Source organism: Novosphingobium soli (genome assembly GCF_042432915.1).
Classification (GTDB): domain Bacteria; phylum Pseudomonadota; class Alphaproteobacteria; order Sphingomonadales; family Sphingomonadaceae; genus Novosphingobium; species Novosphingobium soli.
On sequence record NZ_JBHLWK010000008.1, the window covers coordinates 11,662 to 32,389 of the forward strand.

The 20,728-nt window shown below is 70.5% G+C and carries 17 protein-coding genes and 1 tRNA gene; 6 read left to right on the forward strand and 12 right to left on the reverse strand.

The annotated features are described in order from the left end of the window. Window positions 1-58: 58 nt before the first annotated feature. Together ACFFJC_RS04640 and ACFFJC_RS04645 are read right to left on the reverse strand one after the other, a co-directional pair. Complete coding sequence (locus ACFFJC_RS04640; protein WP_379486326.1) at window positions 59-721, reverse strand: RlmE family RNA methyltransferase; 663 nt, start codon at window positions 719-721, stop codon at window positions 59-61. Continuing rightward, on the reverse strand, window positions 718-2,115 hold the full coding sequence (locus ACFFJC_RS04645) for a Ppx/GppA phosphatase family protein (protein WP_379486327.1): 1,398 nt from the start codon (window positions 2,113-2,115) through the stop codon (window positions 718-720). The genes ACFFJC_RS04640 and ACFFJC_RS04645 overlap by 4 nt, the downstream gene beginning before the upstream one ends. Before the next feature lie 153 nt (window positions 2,116-2,268). Here ACFFJC_RS04645 and ACFFJC_RS04650 point away from each other — a divergent pair. Then, window positions 2,269-2,342 (forward strand) — tRNA-Gln (locus tag ACFFJC_RS04650). A gap of 188 nt (window positions 2,343-2,530) precedes the next feature. Here ACFFJC_RS04650 and ACFFJC_RS04655 read toward each other — a convergent pair. The 3 genes from ACFFJC_RS04655 to ACFFJC_RS04665 all read right to left on the reverse strand — a co-directional run bounded on the left by ACFFJC_RS04655 (window position 2,531) and on the right by ACFFJC_RS04665 (window position 7,491). Further along, window positions 2,531-4,159: an alkaline phosphatase D family protein gene (locus ACFFJC_RS04655; RefSeq protein WP_379486328.1), complete on the reverse strand. Its 1,629-nt coding sequence runs from the start codon at window positions 4,157-4,159 to the stop codon at window positions 2,531-2,533. Window positions 4,160-4,229: 70 nt separating this feature from the next. Beyond that, a complete protein-coding gene (locus ACFFJC_RS04660; protein ID WP_379486329.1) occupies window positions 4,230-6,509 on the reverse strand; it encodes a TonB-dependent receptor in 2,280 nt (759 codons plus the stop codon). Between the two features lie 103 nt (window positions 6,510-6,612). Continuing rightward, a complete protein-coding gene (locus ACFFJC_RS04665; RefSeq protein ID WP_379486330.1) occupies window positions 6,613-7,491 on the reverse strand; it encodes a LysR family transcriptional regulator in 879 nt (292 codons plus the stop codon). A gap of 184 nt (window positions 7,492-7,675) precedes the next feature. On the opposite strand from ACFFJC_RS04665, the gene bla reads away from it, so the two are divergent. Further along, window positions 7,676-8,521: a class A beta-lactamase gene (bla, locus tag ACFFJC_RS04670; RefSeq protein ID WP_379486331.1), complete on the forward strand. Its 846-nt coding sequence runs from the start codon at window positions 7,676-7,678 to the stop codon at window positions 8,519-8,521. A gap of 18 nt (window positions 8,522-8,539) precedes the next feature. Here the strand turns inward: bla and ACFFJC_RS04675 are convergent, their stop codons facing one another. From ACFFJC_RS04675 to ACFFJC_RS04700, 6 genes are all read right to left on the reverse strand, one after another. Next, window positions 8,540-10,831, reverse strand: a complete 2,292-nt coding sequence (locus ACFFJC_RS04675; RefSeq protein ID WP_379486332.1) for a S9 family peptidase — start codon at window positions 10,829-10,831, stop codon at window positions 8,540-8,542. A gap of 96 nt (window positions 10,832-10,927) precedes the next feature. Continuing rightward, the gene (locus ACFFJC_RS04680) at window positions 10,928-11,815 is read right to left on the reverse strand and encodes a bestrophin family protein (RefSeq protein WP_379486333.1); all 888 of its coding nucleotides are present in this window, start codon (window positions 11,813-11,815) and stop codon (window positions 10,928-10,930) included. Further along, a complete protein-coding gene (locus ACFFJC_RS04685) occupies window positions 11,812-12,048 on the reverse strand; it encodes a hypothetical protein (RefSeq protein ID WP_379486334.1) in 237 nt (78 codons plus the stop codon). Before ACFFJC_RS04685 ends, ACFFJC_RS04680 begins: the two co-directional genes overlap by 4 nt. Window positions 12,049-12,050: 2 nt before the next feature. Then, window positions 12,051-12,200: a hypothetical protein gene (locus tag ACFFJC_RS04690; RefSeq protein WP_379486335.1), complete on the reverse strand. Its 150-nt coding sequence runs from the start codon at window positions 12,198-12,200 to the stop codon at window positions 12,051-12,053. 46 nt (window positions 12,201-12,246) lie between these two features. Then, window positions 12,247-12,384 (reverse strand): hypothetical protein, encoded by a 138-nt coding sequence (locus ACFFJC_RS04695; RefSeq protein WP_379486336.1) that lies wholly within the window; start codon window positions 12,382-12,384, stop codon window positions 12,247-12,249. 56 nt (window positions 12,385-12,440) lie between these two features. Then, window positions 12,441-13,427, reverse strand: a complete 987-nt coding sequence (locus tag ACFFJC_RS04700; RefSeq protein WP_379486337.1) for an agmatine deiminase family protein — start codon at window positions 13,425-13,427, stop codon at window positions 12,441-12,443. 407 nt (window positions 13,428-13,834) lie between these two features. On the opposite strand from ACFFJC_RS04700, the gene ACFFJC_RS04705 reads away from it, so the two are divergent. After that, on the forward strand, window positions 13,835-14,713 hold the full coding sequence (locus ACFFJC_RS04705) for an OmpA family protein (protein ID WP_379486338.1): 879 nt from the start codon (window positions 13,835-13,837) through the stop codon (window positions 14,711-14,713). A gap of 66 nt (window positions 14,714-14,779) precedes the next feature. On the opposite strand, the gene ACFFJC_RS04710 is transcribed toward ACFFJC_RS04705, so the two are convergent. Next, window positions 14,780-16,507, reverse strand: coding sequence for a M28 family metallopeptidase (locus ACFFJC_RS04710; protein WP_379486339.1), 1,728 nt, complete (start codon window positions 16,505-16,507; stop codon window positions 14,780-14,782). Between the two features lie 131 nt (window positions 16,508-16,638). On the opposite strand from ACFFJC_RS04710, the gene ACFFJC_RS04715 reads away from it, so the two are divergent. Genes ACFFJC_RS04715 through ACFFJC_RS04725 form a run of 3 tightly spaced genes read left to right on the forward strand, consistent with a single transcriptional unit; the run spans window position 16,639 to window position 20,701 of the window. After that, window positions 16,639-19,377: a bifunctional [glutamine synthetase] adenylyltransferase/[glutamine synthetase]-adenylyl-L-tyrosine phosphorylase gene (locus tag ACFFJC_RS04715; protein WP_379486340.1), complete on the forward strand. Its 2,739-nt coding sequence runs from the start codon at window positions 16,639-16,641 to the stop codon at window positions 19,375-19,377. After that, window positions 19,374-19,847 carry a peroxiredoxin gene (locus ACFFJC_RS04720; RefSeq protein ID WP_379486341.1) on the forward strand — a complete coding sequence of 158 codons (474 nt, stop codon included), beginning with the start codon at window positions 19,374-19,376 and terminating at the stop codon, window positions 19,845-19,847. Before ACFFJC_RS04715 ends, ACFFJC_RS04720 begins: the two co-directional genes overlap by 4 nt. Further along, window positions 19,844-20,701: a ferritin-like domain-containing protein gene (locus ACFFJC_RS04725; RefSeq protein WP_379486468.1), complete on the forward strand. Its 858-nt coding sequence runs from the start codon at window positions 19,844-19,846 to the stop codon at window positions 20,699-20,701. The genes ACFFJC_RS04720 and ACFFJC_RS04725 overlap by 4 nt, the downstream gene beginning before the upstream one ends. Window positions 20,702-20,728 lie beyond the last annotated feature (27 nt).

A 20,728-nucleotide genomic window follows, 5' to 3' on the forward strand; every position in this document is an offset into this window, starting at 1 on the left:
GCGGGACTTATAACCTATAAGGTTCAAAGCGTCAAGCATTTTCGCTCTGCGGTCCGGATCAGCGGCCCTTGAACCCCTTGGCGATGACGTACCACTCCGAGGAATCCTTGCGGCTCGCCGGCGGCTTGGCGTGCTTGACGCTGGCGAAATGCCGCTTGAGCAGTGCCAGCAGCGCGGTGTCGGTCCCGCCCGCCAGCACCTTGGCGACGAAGGTCCCGCCGGGCGCCAGCGTCGCGATCGCGAAGTCGGCCGCCGTCTCCACCAGTCCCATCGTGCGCAAGTGGTCGGTCTGCTTGTGGCCCACCGTGTTGGCCGCCATGTCCGACAGCACGAGGTCGGGCGCGCCGTCCAGCGCGCCTTCCAGCGCGGCGGGGGCCTCGTCGGCCATGAAGTCCATCTGGAAGATGGTCACCCCTTCGATCGGGTCGGTGGGCAACAGATCGATGCCCACCACGCGCGCCTTGGGGGACCTGAGCCGCAGCACCTGGCTCCACCCGCCGGGTGCGATGCCGAGGTCGACCGCCCGCTCGATGCCCTTGAGCAGGCCGAACTTCTCGTCCAGTTCGATCAGCTTGTAGGCGGCGCGGCTGCGATAGCCGTCGGCCTTGGCCTTCTTGACGTAGGGATCGTTGAGCTGGCGCGTCAGCCAGCGCGCCGAGCTGGTCGAGCGCTTCTTGGCGGTGCGCAGCCGCTCGCCGGGATCGCGACCGGAGCGGCTCATCGCGCGTTCACCGCGTTGCGCACCGCGTCCTGCGCCGCGCGGCTGGCGGGCGCATGGCCGAGCTCGGCGCCGCGGGCGAGGCCGCTTCCCGGGCTGTGCGAAGCGATCAGGCTGCGCAGGATGCCCTCGCGGATGCCCCGGTCGGCCACCCCGAGCCGGGCCGCCGGCCAGAGGTCCAGGATCGCCTCCAGGATGGCGCAACCGGCGACCACCAGGTCCGCCCGCTCGCGCCCGATGCAGGCGAGCTCACGGCGGTCCTCGATCGCCATCGACGACAGCCGCGCGGAGATTTCGCGCATCGATTCGGCCGGCACGATCAGGCCGTCGACCATGCGGCGGTCGTACTGCGGCAGCTCCAGGTGCAGGCTGGCGAGCGTGGTCACGGTGCCGCTGGTCCCCAGCAGGCGCAGCGGCCCGTCCTGGCCGGCGCTGGCGCGTGCGGGTGCGACGCGCTTGGAAAAGGCGGCAAAGCTTTCCGCCACCAGGCTGTGCATGTGGCGGTAGCGAGCGAGCCGCTCCTCCTGCGTGGTCCCTTCGGGCCCGCAGCTCTCGGTCAGCGAGACGACGCCCCAGGGCACGCTCTGCCAGTCGAGGATGCGCGGCACGGTGCCGGTGCTCTCGATCAGCACCAGTTCGGTCGAGCCGCCGCCGATGTCGAAGATCATCGCCGGGCCGAAGCCGTGCTCCAGCAGCACGTGGCAGCCCAGCACCGCCAGGCGCGCTTCCTCGCGCGCGCTGATGATGTCGAGCGCGATGCCGGTCTCGCGCCGCACGCGCTCGATGAACTCCGGTCCGTTGACGGCGCGGCGGCAGGCTTCGGTCGCCACCGAGCGGGCGAGGAAGACGTTGCGGCGCATCAGCTTGTCCGCGCAGACCCGCAGCGCGGCCAGCGTGCGCTCCATCGCCGCGTCGGAAAGCCGGCCCGACTGCGCGATCCCCTCCCCCAGCCGCACCACGCGGCTGAAGGCGTCGATCACGGTAAAGTTCTCGCCAGAGGGTCGCGCGATGAGGAGCCGGCAGTTGTTCGTGCCGAGGTCGATTGCGGCGTAGGATTGGCGGCCGAGCGGCTGCGCCAGCACCGCGGCGCGGGCCGGCGGCGGGGCAAGCTGCTCCACGGTCTGCCGGGCCGGCTGCGAAGACGCCTCCGCGCGCGCACCGCCCGCCGAGCGGCCCTCCTGGGCCGACGCGGCCATCGGCGTCTCGGCCCGCCGGGCCTTCCCCGCGCTGCCGCTCGCCTTTCCCCGCGCCGCTGCGCCGGGATTCACCTTCGCCTTGGCTGTGCCGGCAGTCTGAGGGCCGGTCGGCGAGCCCGCCTTCGCCCTGCGACCCTTGCGCCGCCGTCCCGGGCGGCCCGACACATCGACTTTCGCTGCCGGCGGATCTTGCTCCGCCATGTATCGTACTCGTTCCAATGTCTTCCCGCCCTTGCGGCGGGCACCTGGCGCCAATGCTAACGCCCTGCAAGGCCTGCGGCAAGTGCCCCTGCATGAACCCGCGATCAGGCGCTTGACGCGAATCGCGAGCCCCTCTAGAGGGGCGCCCTCCGGTGCCCCGTCGTCTAATGGTAAGACTACGGATTCTGATTCCGTCTATCGAGGTTCGAATCCTCGCGGGGCATCCAACACTTCCCCTCACAGCATTGCTCTCGACACCGGCGCGGGCCGTTCGCCCTCCCGAGTGACGCCCGCACGACGTCGCGCCGTGCGTTGGAGTGCCGGCGTTCGATCGTCGAGAGTGGGGCCCTGCATAGCTGCGTCTTCGCCGGGAGGGCCTGCCTCGCTGGCGAAGAGCACAACCGCCCCGGGCGGGTCAGGCGGTGAAGCGGCGCTCGCCCCAGCGGACGGCGCGGGCCTCGCTCGTCACGCCGGAGATGCCCTGGCTAGCGATCGTCGGCACGAAATGCCATTCGCCCCTCACCGCCTCGGGCGTGACCTGCATCGACACGTAGCCGCGGCGGCTGGTATCGACAAAGGACAGGCCGGGGTTGGCCGCCTGCATCGCCTTGCCGAGATCGGCCGGCGCCACCGCGGGCAGGTAGTCCTCGTAGCCGGGCGAGGTCACCGATTGGCCTGCATATTCGACACCCACCGGGCGCCCTTCGAGCGCGAGGTCGTTGCCCCAGGCATTGTGGCTGTCGCCGGACAGGACCACGAGGTTGCAGTCCGCCTCGGCCGCGGCGCGCAGCAGGCGCTCGCGCGCGGCGGGATAGCCGTCCCACGAGTCCATGTTGAACGGCAACCCGGCCCTCGACGCGGCGCCGATCGCCATGAGCGCGGCGGCGACCTTGGGGTCGCCCCCGCTGGTGGCGAGCTCGGCGATCTGCGGCGGCGCCTTGAGCGAGCCCATGACCACCTGCTGCGCCAGCACCTGCCACCGCGTGCCGGCCTTGGCCGAGGCCGCCATGTCCTTGTAGAGCCGGCTCTCCTGCGCCGCGCCCATCAGCGTGCGGTCGGCCGCCATCCACGGGCCATCGCGGAAGGCGGCGAGGGCCTTCATGAGGTCGCCCCCCTGGTTCCCGGCGCCCTTGAGCGCCACGCCGATGTCGAGCTGCTCGGTGCGGCCGGTCAGCCGGGTCTCGGGGCGGAAGATCGTCGCGAGCGCGCCGATCTGGTAGCTTTCGTAGCTCTTTTCGGAGACGGGCATCCACTCGCGGTAGGCTTTCTGCGCGGCGGCCTTTCGCACCGACCAGGGGCCTTCCTGGCCGGGCGTGTGGTTCTCGGCGCCGTCCCGGTATGCATCGTTGGCGCTCTCGTGGTCGTCCCACTGCGCCACCATCGGGAACGCGCGGTGCAGCGCGCGCAGGTCCGGGTCGAGCCGGTAGCTGGCGAGGCGCAGGCGATAGTCGGCCAGCGTCAGCGTCTCGTTCAGAGGCTCGATCCTGCGGCCCGGCATCGGGTGCTCCGGATAGTGCCCGTACTCGTATTCGTAGAAGTAGTCGCCGACATGGACCACGAGGTCGAGGTCGTCGCGCCGGGCGGCGTGGGCATAGGCGTTGAACCAGCCGAACGGCAGGTTGGCGCAGGAGAACAGGGCGATGCCGAAGCGACCGACCTCGCCCACCGGCAGGGTTCGCGTGCGGCCGACCTCGCTCATCGAGCCATCGGGCGCGACGAAGCGGTAGAAGTACCACGTGCCCGGTACGAGGCCGGTGACGGTCAGCTTGGCGCAGCAGTCGTGCGCGGGAGAGGCGGTCACCTCGCCGCCGCCCGCGACCTTGCGAAAGGCCTCGTCTTCGGCGACCTCGCAGCGCAGCTTCGTCTCGCCGCTGCCGACGTAGCGGGTCCATAGCAGGACCGAGCGGGCGGCCGGCTCGCCGCTAGCCACGCCATGGGTGAAGCCGCGCGCGGTGAGGATCTGCGCGACGCCCGGGGTGGAGAGCGCGGCCAGGCCGAAAGTTCCGGCCTTGAGCAGCAGGCGGCGGTCGAGAACGAGCGTCATGGGTCTGTCCTGTCCTGGTGTGCCGCCCGCCGGGAGAGTCGCTCGCGGCGGGCGCCGGAGATCGGGGCCGTCAGTACCGTGCGGTCAGCTCGATACCGTAGGTGCGCGGTTCGGCGGGGATGAAGGTGGGGTAGCCGAAGGAGCCGCCGGTGTTGCCGGCGTCGAGCAGGTAGTGCCGGTCGGTCAGGTTGCGGGCATAGCCGGCGACCTCGAGCCGGCCATCCATCAGCGCCACGCCGCCGCGCAGGTTGACGAGCGTGACCGCGTCCTGGCTGATGTTCTGCGAGTTCGGGATCTCGAAGTAGATCTTGCTGCGGTAGGTGACGCTGGGGGACAGGAACAGGCTGGCGGTCTCGGACAGCGGGGCGTTCAGGTTGAAGCCCGCCGCCCACTGCCACTTGGGCTGGAGCCGGAACTGGTCGCCGGCGTAGGCCCCGTTCTCCGCCTTGTCGTCGATCCCGCCGCTGATGAAGCCGACGTTGCCGAAGGCGCTCAGCCAGGAGGTGAAGCGCGCTTCCAGCTCGGCCTCGACGCCGAGGTTGGATGCCGAGCCGGCGCTGCGCGTGACCGACTGGCCGTTCTCGACCACCGAGACCTGGAAGTCGTCATACTTGTTGTAGTAGACGCCCAGCGAGCCCGAGACCATGCCGGCCGAGCCCTTGATGCCGACCTCGTAGTTCCACACCGTCTCGGATCGGATCAGGTCGAGGTCGGGCACGCCTCCCGCCGCCGCCGACAGCTGGACCACCGGCGAGCGACGGCCTTCCGAGATCGTGGCGTAGAGGTTGAGCGAAGGGTTGAGGTGATAGAGCAGGTTCACGCGCGGCAGCACCGCGGCGTAGGACTTGCGCGCGCGGAAGGTCTCGCCGCCGGTGTCGAAGAGCGGCAGCAGCGGGCGGCCGTAGACCGGGGCGTTGGGCTGGAAGGCGGCATAGCCCGAACGGCGCGTCTCGATCAGCACGCGGGCGCCGCCGGTTACCTCCAGCTCGGGAACGGGCTTCCAGGTGACGTCGCCGAACATCGACCAGGTCTGGTTGCGACCCTCGTTGCGATACCAGCTGGTGTAAGGCACCGCGGTGAACGCGCCGCCGGTCAGCAGCGCCGTGGCGCGGGAGGCCGGGACCGTGTTGTCGGCCGCGACGCAGCCCAGCCCCGGGATCAGGTTGGCGCTGCACTGCAGGTATGTGCCGAGCTCGGAGGACAGCGGCACGTACTGCGAGGAGTCCTCGATGAAGTAGTTCCACCCGAACGAGGCGCGCCACTGGTCGTCGCTGTAGGTGAAGCGGCCTTCGTGGCTGGCCTGCCATCCCTTCGCGCGTTCGGCGAACTCCAGGTACCATGCGGCCGAGCCGTCGGCGTCGAACACCTCGAGCGCGTCGAAGTCGCGGTAGCCGTTGACGGTCGTGAAGTTCCAGCCCTCCGCGAAGTCCCAGCTCAGCGTCAGGTTGGCATCGTAGACGTCGCGGTCGAGGCCCAGCTTCTCGGCGCCCAGCACTTGCGCCGACACAGGCGATCCGCCGAGGTAGGCCGCATCGTAGAGCCCCTCGACCGCGGTCGAGCCCAGGTTGCGCGAGAGGAACGGCGTGCCCGAATTGCGCTGCCGGTCATAGGTGAACACGAAGTCGGCGGTGAAATCGGTGGTGGGCGCGAAGCGCAGCGAGCCGCGCAGGCCGAGCTGGTCCTGAGCGTAGAGGTCGTCCTGGCCCGGCGCGAGGTTCTCGATGTAGCCGTCGCGCTTCTTCCACTGGCCGGCAATGCGCGCGGCAAAGACCTCGTTGCCCATGTTGACGAAGCCCTCGACGCGGGTCGCGTCGAGGTTGCCGTAGGCGCCCGTCAGCGCGGCCGAAGTGCCGGCCTCGGGCTTGGCCGAGACGAAGCTGATCGCGCCGATGGTGGCGGCGGTGCCGAACAGCGTCGCCTGCGGCCCCTTGGCCACTTCGACGCGGTCGAGATCGTAGACACCCTGATAGGCGCCGCGCGAGCGCGAGATATCGACCCCGTTGTAGTAGAGCGTGACACGCGGGCCCTGCTGGGCCGAGCCGCTGTCCGAGGTGATGCCGCGAATGACGAAGCCCGGGTTGTTGGCGCTCTGGACCTGGACATTGAGCCCGGGAACATAGTTGGACAGCTCGCCGATGTCGGTGACGCCGAGTTTGCGCATGCGCTCGCCGCTCTGCACCGAGAGGGTGATCGGCACGTCGACGGCGCGCTGCTCCACCTTCTGCGTGGTGACGACGATCTGGTTGGCATCGCCGTTGGCACCCGCCTCGTCGCCCTCGTCGGCCACGGCGGGGCTACCGGCCAGCGCCGTGCACGCCAGCAGCGAAGAAGCGTAAACGCCGAATTTCATGGACAATCCCCTGGAGTCTGTTGCCAGCGCTGCGACTATATCGGCCATGTGAATGTTTCGTGGCGGGTTCGGGCAGATATCACCGGCCGGATGCACTCGTGCCCTATCGGCTTGCGTCCTGCGTGACACCCATCAGCCATTCCGAGAACGTCCGCATCGCGCCGGTCACCGGCCGCGAGGACAGGCGCGTGAGCCAGTAGCTGCCGCGATCGACCGCCAGGTCGAAGGGCGCGACCAACGATCCGCTCTCGCGCTCGCGCCTGAACATGGGGAGCGGCAGCAATCCCACGCCGAGCCCCCGCGCGGCGGCGGCGGCGATGAGGTGCGATGCGTCGAAGACGGGCCCGCTGGCGACGACGCCGCGCACCTGCGCGGCGCCCAGCCAGGCCGTCCAGTCGTGCAGCCGGTACGAGCGCAACAGCGAAAAGCGCGCCAGGTCGCCGGGGCGCGCGATCTGCTCGGCGACGCCAGCACTGCACATCGGGGCGAGAGGCGCGGGCATCAGCAGCTCGGCGGCAACCCCGTGCCAGGACCCGTCGCCGAAGCGGATCGCGAGGTCGAGGCTCTCGGTCCACAGGTCGACCGCGTTGTTGTTGGTCAACAGCCGCACCGCCACGCCGGGATGCGCCGCCTCGAACTCGGGCAGCCGTTCCATGAGGATGCCGAGCGCGAACGTGCCGACCGCGCCGACGGTCAGGACCTCGCGAACCCCCTCGCCCGCCACGACGGACAGCGCCGCGTTAACCCGGCCGAGGGCATCGGACACGACGGGGGCCAGCACGTTGCCCTCGTCGCTGAGCACCAGCCCCCGGGTCGTGCGCCGGAACAGGGCCTTGCCGACATGGCTCTCCAACATCTTCACCTGCTGGCTGACCGCCGCCTGCGTGACGCACAGCTCGTCCGCCGCCCGGGTGAAGTTGAGATGCCGCGCCGAGGCCTCGAAGGCACGCAAGGTGTTGAGCGACAGGGTCCTGATATCCACGCCCGTTCCTAGATTTCCTGGGGACGGAGCGTAGAAACCACCGTTTGCCTCTGCTGGCAATGCTGGTGGAGATTGCCCCTGAAAGGTCCAACCAAGGGGAGAAAACTTCATGTTCGACAGGCGCAGCATCATGGCAGGGGCGATCGCCGCATTCGCGGCAGGCTGCGGGCAGGTGCATCCCGTCATGAGCAAAACTGAAGACGGCTCGGCGGGAGCACGGGGACTGGAGCGGATCGAGCGGGCTGCCGGCGGCCGGCTGGGCGCTTTCGTCCTCGATCCGACCAGCGGCGCCAGCTTCGGCTGGCGAGAGGACGAGCGCTTCGCCCACTGCAGTTCGTTCAAGCTCTCGCTGGCGGCCATGCTGCTCGCCCGCGCGGATCGGGGCGAGGTCGATCTCGACGAAGTGCTGCAATGGTCGCAGGCGGACGTGCTCTCGGTCAGCCCGGTGACCGCGCCGCACCTCGCGGACGGGCTGCCGGTGCGCGCGCTTGCCCGGGGCACGCTGGTGACCAGCGACAACACCGCCGCCAATGTCCTGCTGCGCCGCTTCGGCGGTCCGGCGGCGCTGACGCGGTTCTGGCGGGAGACCGGCGACCCCGTGAGCCGTCTCGACCGCTACGAGCCCGAGCTCAACAGCACTCCGCCCGGCACGCAGCTGGACACGACCACACCGGCCGCGATGGCCCGGACTCTGGCGAACCTGGTCACGGGCCCCGTCCTCGCACCCGGCAGCCGCGCGACCCTGCGCGAGTGGATGACCGCGGTGGCGACCGGGCGAGACCGCATCCGCGCCGGCTTCCCGGCCGACTGGATCTCGGGCGACAAGACCGGCACCGGCATCACCGAGACCCGCCACACCTATGTCGACCTGGCCTTCGGCGGTGCGCCGGGCACGCCCCCGATCATCGTCGCGGCCTATTTCGAGCCGGCGCGCCTGGTCGAACCGATGGATCCGGCCTCGACCGGCGTGCTCGCCGCGGTGGGGCGCCTCGCAGCCGCCACGCTGCGAGGCTTGGGACAAGGCCGCTGACCGTGCGCGCCGTGCAGGCTACTTCGGCGGGGTGACGCCGCGGCGTTCGAGGAAGCCGAAGATCGTGTTCCACACGTGGACGCTGATCTTCGGCCCGCGCACCGCATGGGTCTGGCCCGGGTAGAGCATCATCTCGAACGGCGCCGCCTCGGCCTGCAGGCGGGCCACCAGGGTACTGCTGTTCTCGAACACCACGTTGTCGTCCGCCATGCCGTGGATCAGCAACAGCGGGTCGGCGATCTTGCCCGCGTCCTCCAGCGTGCCGGACTTGCGGTAGGCCTCCACCACCTGGCGCGGGTCGCCCATGTAGCGTTCGGTGTAGTGCGTGTCGTAGAGCTCCCAGCGCGTCACCGGCGCGCCGGCAACGCCCGCGGCGTAGAGGCCCTGGTCCGCCTCCAGCATCTTGAGCGTCATGTAGCCGCCATAGGACCAGCCGTAGGTTGCGATCTTGGCGGGATCGACGAAGTCCAGCGTCTTCAGGTACTGCGCCCCGGCACGCTGGTCGGCCACTTCGACCGTACCCATCGCCTGGCGGATCTGCGATTCGAAGGCCACGCCGCGGTTGGCGCTGCCGCGGTTGTCGATCGCGAAGTAGATGTAGCCCTTATCGACGATGGCCTGCGCCAGAGCGCCCTTCCAGCCGCGCGTGACCGTCTGCACGTGCGGGCCGCCATAGTGCTCGAAGAACACCGGATAGCGCTTGCCCGGCTCCAGCGGCGGGGTGATCATCATCCAGTGCAGGTCCGACCCGTCGGCCGCCTTAATCATGCCGAAGCGGGTGGGACGATGGCTGGCCACGTAGGGGGCGTAGGGGTGCGTAGCGTCCAGCTTGTTCTCCTCCACCCAGGCGAGCCGCTTGCCGTTCCCGTCGGCGACGTAGGTCTGCGAGGGCTGGGTGGTGGAGGAGCGGGTGACGATCACGGTCGAGCCGTCGCGGCTGGCGACCGCCGCGTTCGACCAGCCGGCCTCGGTCAGCTGTTCAGGCGCGGCGGGCCGCGCGAGGTCGACGGCGTAGAGCTGGGGCGCCAGCACGTCGTCGCGGTTGCCGGTGAAGAGGACGCGGCCCCTGGCCTCGTCCACCGCGACGAGCTTGTCGACCACCCACGAACCCGAGGTGAGCTGCCGCCAGCGCCCGTCGCGGAAGTGGTAGAGGTGGCCGAAGCCGTCCCGCTCGGACCACCAGACGAGGCTGCCGTCCTTGAGCAGGCGGTAGTTGTCGGTGAGGTTGACCCAGCTTCCGGCGCGGGCCTCCTCGGTGAACAGCACCCGGCTCCTGCCGGTCGCGGGGTCCACCGCCAACATGTCGAGCCGGGTCTGGGCCCGGTTCTGGCGCTGGACGTAGAGCGTGCGCCCGTCGCGCGACCAGTCCACCCGCGCGAGGTAGATGTCGGGGTCGGAGCCGAGGTCCACGGCGACCGCGGCGCTGCCATCGGGTTTCATCACGTGGAGAGAGACGCGCACGTTGGGCGTGCCCGCCGCGGGATAGCGCTGCTCGTAGGTGCGGGTGCCGTCCGCGCCGATCGCGGCCCGGGTGACCACGCCGACCGGTGCCTCGTCGTAGCGCTCGACGGCGATGTGCGCGTCGTCGGGCGACCACCAGTAGCCCTTCATCCGCGCCATTTCCTCCTGCGCGACGAACTCGGCCTCGCCCCAGTGGACGGTGTCCGCGCTTTCCTGCGGGGTGATCGGCCGGTGCTCGGTTCCCGTGAGCGGGCCGACGAAGAGCCGCCCCTCGCGCACGAAGGAGACGAAGGCGCCCTTGGGGCTGAGCGCGGCGTTCAGCTCGTCCTGGGGCGAATCGGTGAGGCGCCGCACCGTGCCGTCGAGGCCGGCGAGGTAGAGATCGCCGTCGAGCGGCACGAGGATGGCGCGGCCGTCCTCGGTCCATTCGTAGGAGATGATGCCCTTGAGGCTGCCGACGCGCTGGCGCTCGCGCTGCATCTTCTCCGCCTCGCTCAAAGCCCGGCCCGAGCCGAGACGGAGCGAATCGACGAGCATGCGCCACTCGCCGCTGCGCCGGTCGAACGCCCACAGGTCGTAGCGCTCGCGGTCGTCGGCGCGGTTGCGCAGCACCGTGAGGTAACGGCCGTCGGGAGAGACCTTCGCGCCCCGCGGCTGCTGCCCGTCGAGCGAGGGGCTGGCGAACACGCGGTCGAAGGTGAGGGTACCGGCGGTCTGGGGCATGGCGGCGCTCCGGTGGGCGGCCGGTGCGGCCTGGGCGGCCCGGGCGGCAAGGCAGGTGGCGGGGAGGAAGGAGGCGGCGGGCAGCGCCGCCAGCAGGCCGGCGCTCAGCAATCGGGATCGGTTCATGCCCTCGTTCCTAGAACAGGATCGCCGCGATTTGAAACCTCATTGCAGCCGCGACGGGCGTATCGTCCACCGCCGCGCCGCGCCGGGCGCTCCCGCCTACCAGAGCACGCCGTGGCGGTCGGGCTGGAGCGGCTCGGGCGCCTCCTCGCCGATCGCCTGGAGCAGGTCGATCTCGATCGTGCGGCACATGGCGTTGAGCGGCAGGTCGTGCACGTCGTTGGCAAAGGGATCGACCAGTTCGTCGCCGATGGTCAGCACCGCCAGGAACATGAGCCCGGCGATGGTCGAGCCGAGCGGCGTCGCGAACTGCAGCGTCTCGACCAGGCCGATCGGCAGCAGCACGCAGAACAGGTGGGTGAACAGCACCGGCAGGAATCGGTACTGGAACGGCAGCGGCGTGTTCTTGAGGCGCTCCATCCCGCCTTGCGCATTGGCGATGTCGACCAGCACCGCCTCCATCTGCGTCTGCTGGATGGTGTCTATCCAGCCCTTGCGCCGCGCTTCGTCGATCCGCCGGCCCGTGCCGTCGAGGATGCCGTTGGCGACGTTCACCCGGCCCAGCGCCAGGTCCGCCTCGTGGCGCGGGAGCAGGCGGATCACCTCCTCGTCGGGGGGCAGCCGGCGCAATTGGCAGCGCAGCGCGTTGACGTAGGCGATCTGGCGATAGACGATCCGCCGCTTGAGGTCCGACGCCTCCGGATCGGGCATGAAGTTGCGCGCGGAACGGGCGATGTTGCGGCTGGCGTTGATCATCAGCCCCCACAGCCCGCGCCCTTCCCACCAGCGCTGATAGGCCGAGTTGCTGCGGAAGCCGAGGAACAGCGCCAGCGCCGAGCCGAACAGCGTCACCGGCAGTTCCGGCGCGTCGAAAGGCAGCACATAGTACGTGAGGGTGACGATGACGTCCCACACGAAGAGCAGGGTCAGCGGCTTCCAGATCTCCCGCGCGAGGCGCTTGGGATTGGGTATCTTGCTAACGATCATCGGGGCAGAGCGATCTCCGGTCGGCGCGCCTGGTCCGCAGCGTGCCGGGCGGCAGCCTCGGTGGAACGGGCCATGGCGATCGAGGTTCCGGTCGCCGGGCGGATCGCGAACCAGTCCAGGCGGTCCACCGCCACCAGGAACGCCAGCACTCCGCAGCCGAACAGGAGCAGCAGGCCGTTGCCCACCAGGGCGTCGCGAAGGCGGGTGCGTTCCGCCTGCGTCATGTTACGCATGGTCAATCTCCGTCGATCAGGTTGCAGCGCCTAAGCTGGGCACCTGTGATTTCGATTGCATCTGCGTTCTGCGACAAAATTTTGCTGCGGCGCAACATCCCGGTGTGCAGTGCAACAGACGAGACAAGATGCGGCCGCATCCGCATCTTCATATTGATCCGATTGGAAAATCAGGCGCTCGGGAAAGCGCGGCCCGAATCAGAACGGCAGCGCGTCACGGGCGAGGATGAGCGCGAGTGCGCAGCCGCCCACAATGAAGGGACGCAGCCGCTCGGCGCGCGAGACGTGGCGCGAAGATCGTGTGAAAGCCAGGATGCGACCCATGGGGCCGTCCATGCACCGGCCTGCGTTTCCAAACGATTAAGCGAGCCCTACGGGAGAGCAGAAGGCGCTCAGAGGCGGGCGGGCATCTGCTGGCTGGAGCAGTGGAACGAGCCGCCCCCGGCCAGCACGGCGTCGGCTATCACGCCCACTGTCTCACGGTCCGGGAACAGCGCGGCGATTGCGGCGACCCCGTCCGCATCGTGAGGGGTGCCGTAGATCGGCACGACCACCAGGCGCGAGGTGACCGCGAAGTTCATGTAGCTCGCTGGCTCGATCCGACCCTCCGTCTCGACCCGTCCGGGCGAAGGCACCTCGGCAACGGCCACGCCCATCGCCTCGGCCCGCGCCCGCGCATCGGCGTAGATCGCCGCGTTGGGATCGTTCGAGCCCGTCGCGCGGGGCAGCGCGAGCACGCCAGGCGCCACGAACCGCGCCAGATTGTCCACGTGCCCATCGGTGTGATCGTTGATGAGCCCCTCGCCCAGCCACAACACGCGGTCGTAGCCGAGGTCGCGCTGCAACCGCATCTCGAGGTCGGCGCGCGTCAGGTGCGGGTTGCGGTTGGGATTGAGCAGGCACTGCTCGGTCGTCGCCACCAATCCGGTGCCGTCCCCATCCAGCGCGCCGCCTTCCAGGACCCAGTCGGAGGTCTCCACCTCCAGCCCCGCCTCGCGGGCCAGCTCCTCGCCGATTTCCTGGTCGCCCTCCATCAGGTACTTGCCGCCCCAGCCGTTGAAGCCGAAGCGCATCGCCTTGCGCCCGCCCCTGCCGTCGGCGACGACCAGCGGCCCGGTGTCGCGCAGCCACACGTCGCCGTAGCGACGAGTCTCCAGCTGAACCTTGGCCGAGACGAGCTCCATCGCCCGCGCCCGGTTCGCCTCGTCCCGCACCAGCAGGCGCACGTCCTGCCCGCTCTCCGCCACGGCATTGGCGAAGGCCGCCATCTGCTCCTGCGCCGCGGCGAGGAAGCCGGGCCATTCGACCGGATCGTGCGGGAAGCCGATCCAGATCCAGTCCTGCGGGTGCCATTCGGGTGGAAGGGTGTAGTGCGCCATGGTCCTGCTTCGCGTGTCCTGCCGATGTCGCGCCGGCATCCCGGCGCCGGCACACCCTTCGACCACAAGGCGATGAACTGCAACGCCGAAAGCCGCTGGGATGCGACCGCCATGGGCCGCGGCGCCATGCTGCAGGGCGTTGTGCGCAGCAGGCGTATGCTCGGTTCGGCGCAAGGCACGCTCCAATCACCGGAGCAACCTACCTACTCCGCAGCAACGTTCATCAACCCGCAAGGTTGGCCTGAACACCCAGGAGATCCCTGGCGTCCCGGAGCGGTTCCCCACCGCAGTCCGCGCCGCCGGCGGGAGGGGGTTCCGGCAGCCGGACACGCCGACGGGCGGGAAGGCGGCCGGACGAAAAGCTGCAGCCCGCAGGCCCGACAGGTCGAGTTTGAAGGAGTAGCGCAATGAGTGTCATGTCCAAGAGCCCGCAGGGCCTCCTGTTGCTTGCCACGCTTGCCGTCGCGGCGCCCGCCGGACTGTCCGCGCAGACGCAGGAGCCGCCGGAGGCGGACGTTTCCGCGACGGTCTATGGCGCGCGTCCGGAGCCAGTGGCGATGACCGAGGGCCCCGAGGTGGAGGGCATCATCTCCGCTCGCAGCGGCGACAGGATGCAGGTCACCGCCCAAGACGGCACCCGTTCCGTCATCACCATCGACGACAACACCCGCATCACCGCCAAGAAGGGCCTGTTCGGCCTCGGCAAGGACAAGCTCGCGGCCACCTCGCTGCTCAACGGCCTGCCCGTCACGGTGAAGACCATGCAGTCGGGCGACGGGCTGGTGGCGAGCCGGATCCAGCTGCAGAGCAAGGACCTGCGGACCGCCTCGATGATCCACAACGGCACCGACCAGCGCTTCGCCGAGCAGACCGCGGCGACCGAGGCGCTGCGCGGCCGCATGGGCGACATCGACCAGTACAACGTCAAGAGCACGACCAACGTGAACTTCGACACCGGCAAGGCGGCGCTCTCGCCCCAGGCCAAGAACGACCTGTGCGCCACGGCGGCCTCGGCACAGGACATGGACAACGCACTGCTGCTCGTCGTCGGGTACACCGATTCGACCGGTAGCCCCGAGTACAACCAGGTGCTCAGCGAGAAGCGGGCCGGCAGCGTGGTCAACTATCTCCAGCAGGCCTGCGGCTGGAAGCCCTACCGCATGCTCACCCCGACCGGCATGTCGGAAGCCGATCCTCTGGCGGACAACACCACCGTCGAGGGCAAGGCGCAGAACCGCCGCGTCGCCGTCAACATCCTGGTCAGCAAGGGCCTGGACGGCCTGTAAGGCGCGCGGGGCGGGCTCGCTACCGCCCCCTGCCGCGGCCCGGCTTCTGGCCGCGCGCGGCGCGCCTCAGCGCGCGCCGCTGCAGCCGCCCCGCGCCGCGGCGCAGGACGCGTCGCGGATGGCGCGAAACTCGTCGCCCGGGCGCCAGTTGGGCCAGGCCGCGCTGTCGGCCAGCTCGCGGCCCAGCGCATAGTAGAGCGACACGTCCTGGGCGATGCCCGACCAGTCCCAGTCCTCGGCATATTCGTCCGCCGGGGCGTGGTAGCGGTTGTCGGTATAGTCCTGCGAGGCCTTCTCGCCCGCCGCGGTGCCGCCGGTGGCGAGATCGTTGCTGCGCTCCACGTTGAACATCGGCACCCCGCGCTTGGCGAGGCTGAAGTGATCCGAACGGTAGTAGCTGCCGCGCTCGGGGTGATCCTCCGCCACGTCGGTCAGTCCGCGCGCGGCGAGCGTCTGGCGGTAGATGTCGCCCAGCTCGGACTTGTCCCCGCCGACCATCGTGTAGGAGCGTGCGGGGCCGACCGGCAGCAGTGCGTCCATGTTCACGCCGCCGACGGTGTGGTCGAGCGGGTAGAGCGGGTTCACGCCGTAGTATTCCGAGCCGAGCAGGCCGGACTCCTCCAGCGTCAGCGCCACGAAGACCTGGCTGCGCGCCGCGGGGCCGGCGTCGGCGTTCATCTTGGCGATGGCCGTCATCGCCGCCACGCCGGTGGCGTTGTCGACCGCGCCGTTGCAGATGTCGTCGCCGGTCGCGTCGGGCGTGCAGCGGCCGAGGTGGTCCCAGTGCGCCGAGTACAGCACGTACTCGTCGGGGTGCGTGCGCCCGGGCAGGATGCCCACCACGTTGTTCGAGGTGGAGCGGCGGATCGCGTTGTCGAAGCCGAAGCTGGCCTTGAGCCCCAGCGGTACGGCGCGGAAGCCCTTCTGCTGCGCGGCGCGCGTCAGCGTGGCGAGGTCCTTGCCGGCGGCGGCGAGGATCGCCTCGGCCACGGGCTTCTGGACCCAGCCGTTGGCGACCGTCTGGTCCATGCCGTCACCCGGCTTCTGGACGTAGTACTGCGCGCCGGTCCAGCTGGAGTTGACGACGTTCCAGCCATAGGCGGCGGGGAAGGTATCGTGCACGATCAGCGCGGCGGTGGCGCCCTGCCGCGCGGCTTCCTCGAACTTGTAGGTCCAGCGGCCGTAGTAGGTCATCCGCCGGCCCTTGAACGGCCCTTCCTCGCCTTCCATGGCATAGTCCGGGTCGTTGACCAGGATGACGGCGGTCTTCCCCTTCATGTCGACGCCGGCGTAGTCGTTCCAGCCCAGTTCGGGCGCGTTGATGCCATATCCCACGAAGACCAGCTCGCTGTCCGCCACCCGGGTGCGCGGCGTCACGCGGTAGCTGGCGGCGACGTAGTCCTCCCCGAACTTGAACGAAAGCTGCGCGGCGGGTCCGGAGACCGCGAGCGGGCGGTAGCCACTGCCGGTGATCTCCACCGTCGGCACCGGCTGCAGCCACTGGCCGGCGTTGCCCGGCTGCAGCCCGGCCTTGCGGAACTGCTCGACGATGTAGGCGAGCACCCGCGGCTCGGCCGGGGTGCTGGGCGCGCGCCCCTCGAAGTCGTCGGCCGAGAGGCTTCGGGTGATCTCCTGCATCAGCGCCACCGGTTCGTCCGGCGTGGCGCCCGCGTCGGGCGGCGGCGGCAGGGCGGTGCCCTTGGGCAGCGAGGCGCCTTGCGTCCCGCCCGTGTTCGGAGCGGTGGCGCAGGCGCCGAGCAGGAGCGCGGCGGCAATGGGCAGGAAGCGCGTCATCGGGGATCCCCTCTGCTGGAACCGGCCACAGGTGCCAGACCGGCCTCCAACGCACAAGGCGCCGCACAAGACGCCGCGCGCCGCGCGAACAGGGCCCTTGCCCGGCGCCGCGGCGGAAGGCAGGAAGCGGCATGACCGCCGATCCGAGCCACGCCGACTGGACAGGCGCCCTTGCCCGTGCGCGGGCCCACGCCCCGTACCTCGCCGGCGCGCTCGACCGCCTTCCCGCGCTGGCCGAGCGGCTGGCGGCGGGGGACGGCGCCGGCGCCCTTGCCCTCGCCCGCGCGGCAGGAGCCGGCGCTCCCAACCCCGGCTCGGCGCTGCGGCGAGAGAAGCAGGCGCTTTCGCTCGCGCTCGCGATCGGCGATCTCGCCGGCGCCTTTCCCCTGCTGGAGGTGACCGGCACCCTTTCCGCCTTCGCCGACCGCGCGCTCGATGCCGCCATCGTCGAGGGCATCCGCCGCCGCGTGCCGGACTTCGACCCCGCGGCGGCCGCCACCGGCTTCCTGGCCCTCGCGCTCGGCAAGCACGGCGCGGGCGAGCTCAACTACAGCTCGGACATCGACCCGATCCTGCTGTTCGACCCCGCGCTGCTCCCCCGGCGCGAGCGCGACGAGCCCGGAGAGGCGGCGCAGCGGGTGGCGCGCGCGGTGGTCGAGACGCTCTCGCGCGTGGACCACGAAGGCTACGTCTTCCGCGTCGACCTGCGGCTGCGCCCTGCTTCCGAAGTCAGCCCGCTGGCGATCTCGGTGGGGGCCGCGCTCACACACTACGAATCCTCCGCGCTCGCGTGGGAGCGCGCCGCCTTCATCCGCGCCCGCGCCTGCGCCGGGGACATCGCCGCGGGAGAGGCCTTCCTGGCCGCCATCCGCCCCTTCGTCTGGCGTCGCAGCCTGGACTTCGGCGCCATCGCCGAGATCGGCCGCCTCACTGCGCAGATCCGCGCCAGCGCCCGCGGCGGTCCGGTCGTCGGGCCCGGGTTCGACCTCAAGAAAGGGCGCGGCGGCATCCGCGAGGTGGAGTTCTACGCCCAGACGCACCAGCTCATCCACGGCGGCCGCAACCCGGCGCTGCGCCTGCGCGGCACCCGCGCGACGCTCGACGCGCTCGCCGCCGCCGGGCTGGTCGCCGCCGAGGACGCGGCGCTGCTGGGCGCAAGCTACGACCGCCTGCGCACCGTCGAGCACCGGCTGCAGATGATCCAGGACCAGCAGACCCACAGTCTGCCGCGAACGCCCGAGGGGATCGACGCCGTGGCCCGGCTCGACGGCTTGCCGGACGGGCAGGCGCTGCTGGACGAGCTGGCGACGATCACCGAGGCCGTCGGGGCGCGCTACGACGCGCTCATCATGGCCAACACCCCGCTCGGCAGCGTGCCGGTGGCCCTGCCCGACCAGTCGTCGCTGGTGGAAAAGCTGGAGCGCCTCGGCTTCGCGGACCCGCCGGCGCTGGCCGCGCGGATCGAGGGCTGGCTGGGCGGCAAGGTCCGCGCCCTGCGCTCGGACGCGGCGCGCAACGCTTTCGCTGCGATCAGCCCCGACCTCCTCGCCGCCTTCGCCGCCGCGCCCGAGCCGGAGCGCGCGCTGGCCCGGTGGGAGCAGCTGCTGGACAACCTGCCGAGCGCGATCAACCTGTTCAACCTGCTGGAGGCCCGCCCGGCGCTGCTGGGACTGCTCGCGCGTATCCTCGGCCTGGCCCCGCCGCTCGCAGACGCGCTGGCCCGGCGCGCCGACCTGCTCGACCCGCTGATCGACGCCAGCGCCTTCGAGCTGCCGGGTGCGGTCGACCGGATCGTCGCCGAGCTCACCCGCTACGAGGTCGGCGACGACTACGAGCGCAAGCTCGACGCGGTGCGCCGCAAGGTCGGCGAGCTGCGCTTCAAGCTCGGCGTGCAGCTGATCGAGGGCGCCCACGACGCGATCGAGATCGGCCATGCCCTAGCCCGCATCGCCGAAGCGGCGCTCTCGGTGCTGACCGCGGCGACCGAGGAGGAGTTCCGCCGGGCCCATGGCACCGTCCCCGCCAGCGAGATGCTCATCCTGGGCCTCGGCCGGATGGGTGGCGGGGTGCTGACCCACGCCTCCGACCTCGACCTGGTGTTCCTGTTCAGCGGGGATTTCACCGCCGAGTCCGACGGCCGCCGACCGCTGGGCGCGACACACTACTACAACCGCCTTTCGCAGCGAATCATCTCCGCGCTTTCGGTGCCGACCGCGCAGGGCGCGCTGTTCGAGGTGGACACGCGGCTGCGGCCCTCGGGCGATCAGGGCCCGCCGGCCGCCAGCCTCGACAGCTTCGAGCGCTACCAGCGCGAGCAGGCCTGGACCTGGGAGCACATGGCCCTGTGCCGCGCCCGCGCGCTCCACGGCTCGGCCGCCGGGTGCGCCGAGCTCGACGCGATTGTCGCGGGAGTGCTGCGCGCGCCGCGCGATCCGGGCAAGCTGCGGGCCGACGTGCTCGAGATGCGTGCCACGATAGCCCGCCACAAGCCCGCCAAGGGCCCGCTCGACGTCAAGCTGCTGCGCGGCGGGCTCGTCGACCTGGAGTTCATCGTCCACTTCGTCCAGCTGCGCGAGCACGGCCCCGGGCTCGACCCCGACCTCGGCGAGGCGGTCCGCGCGCTCGCCGCGCTGGGACTGGTGCCGGCCTCGCTCGTGGAGGCGCACGACGCGCTCACCCGCCTGCTGGTCGCCGGCCGGCTGCTCGCGCCCGACGCCCAGGTGCCGGGCCCCGCTGCCTGCATGGCGCTGGAGCGCGCATGCGGCTATGGCGACCGGCAGGCGCTGGAACAGGGCCTCGCCCAGGCCCGCGCGCACGTCGCGCAGGCCTGGGTCGAGGCGTTCGGCGAAGCATTGGAGATCCGCGAATGACCACCCGAGCCGGCGTCGGCGACGCCTTCCCCGACATCGCCCTGGAGACTCCCGAGGGCGGCAGCGTGAAGCCGTCCGACTTCGCAGGGCGCAAGCTGGTGGTGTTCTTCTACCCCAAGGACAGCACGCCGGGCTGCACCACCGAGAACATCGACTTCTCCGCGCTCAAGCCCGAGTTCGACGCCGCCGGCGTGGCGCTGCTGGGCGTGAGCAAGGACCCCGCGAAGAAGCACCTGAGCTTCATCGCTAAGCACGACCTCAAGGCCCCTCTCGCCACCGATGCGGCGGAGAACGGCCTGTCCGACGCGCTCGGGATCTGGACCGAGAAGCAGAACTACGGCCGCACCTACATGGGCATGGTCCGCACGACCTACCTGATCGGTGCCGACGGCCGCATCGCGCGCGTGTGGGACAAGGTGAAGGTCAAGAACCACGCCGCCGACGTGCTGGAAGCCGCGAAGGCGTTGTGAGCGGCAAAACCGTCGCCGGCGCCATCCGCGCCGCGCTGTGCGAGCGCGATGCCCGAAGCAAGGTCATGGCCGCGCGCCGGGTGGCTCGCGACTGGCGGTTGGGTCGGCTCGCCTTCGCCTTCGAGGTCGCCATGCCGGACGCCCCGGGCCGTCCCGAGGCACCCGAGCTCCTGGCCCCCGGCCGCATGCCCAAGCGCGGCAAGGCCGGCTCGGAGCGGGGACGCATCGCCCTGTGGCACGCGCTCGCGCACATCGAGTTCGTCGCCATCGACCTCGCGCTCGACATGGCCGGCCGCTTCGGGGCCGAGATGGGACCGCAGTTCGTCTCGGACTTCCTGGCCGTGGCCGCGGACGAGGCGATGCACTTCGCGCTGCTCGACCGGCATTTGCGCACGCTGGGCAGCCACTACGGAGCGCTGCCGGCGCACGCGGGGCTGTGGAGCGCCGCGCACGACACGCGGCACGATGTCGGCGCGCGGCTGGCGGTCGTACCGATGGTGCTGGAAGCGCGCGGGCTGGACGTCACGCCGGGCACCATAGATCGCGTTCGCGCGGTCGGCGACGAACGCGGTGCCCGGATCCTGGAACGAATCCTTGACGACGAAATCCGCCACGTTCGTTTCGGCGCAAACCATTTCGACGCCTGGGCTGCTCGATTGGGCGCAGACCCTCAAGAACTGTGGAAATCCCTGGTTTTGCGTTACTTCCGCGGCAACCTGAAACCGCCGTTCAACGACTCGGCGCGGCTTGCAGCCGGTTTGTCGCGCGATCTTTATGCAGGGGTTGCTTGCGCCAAATCTAACGGGATAAGTCATGCCTCGCGAGACGGCGGGGGGTTCCGACCATCTCCATAACCGGATGCGTGCCTGACTCTTGCAGGT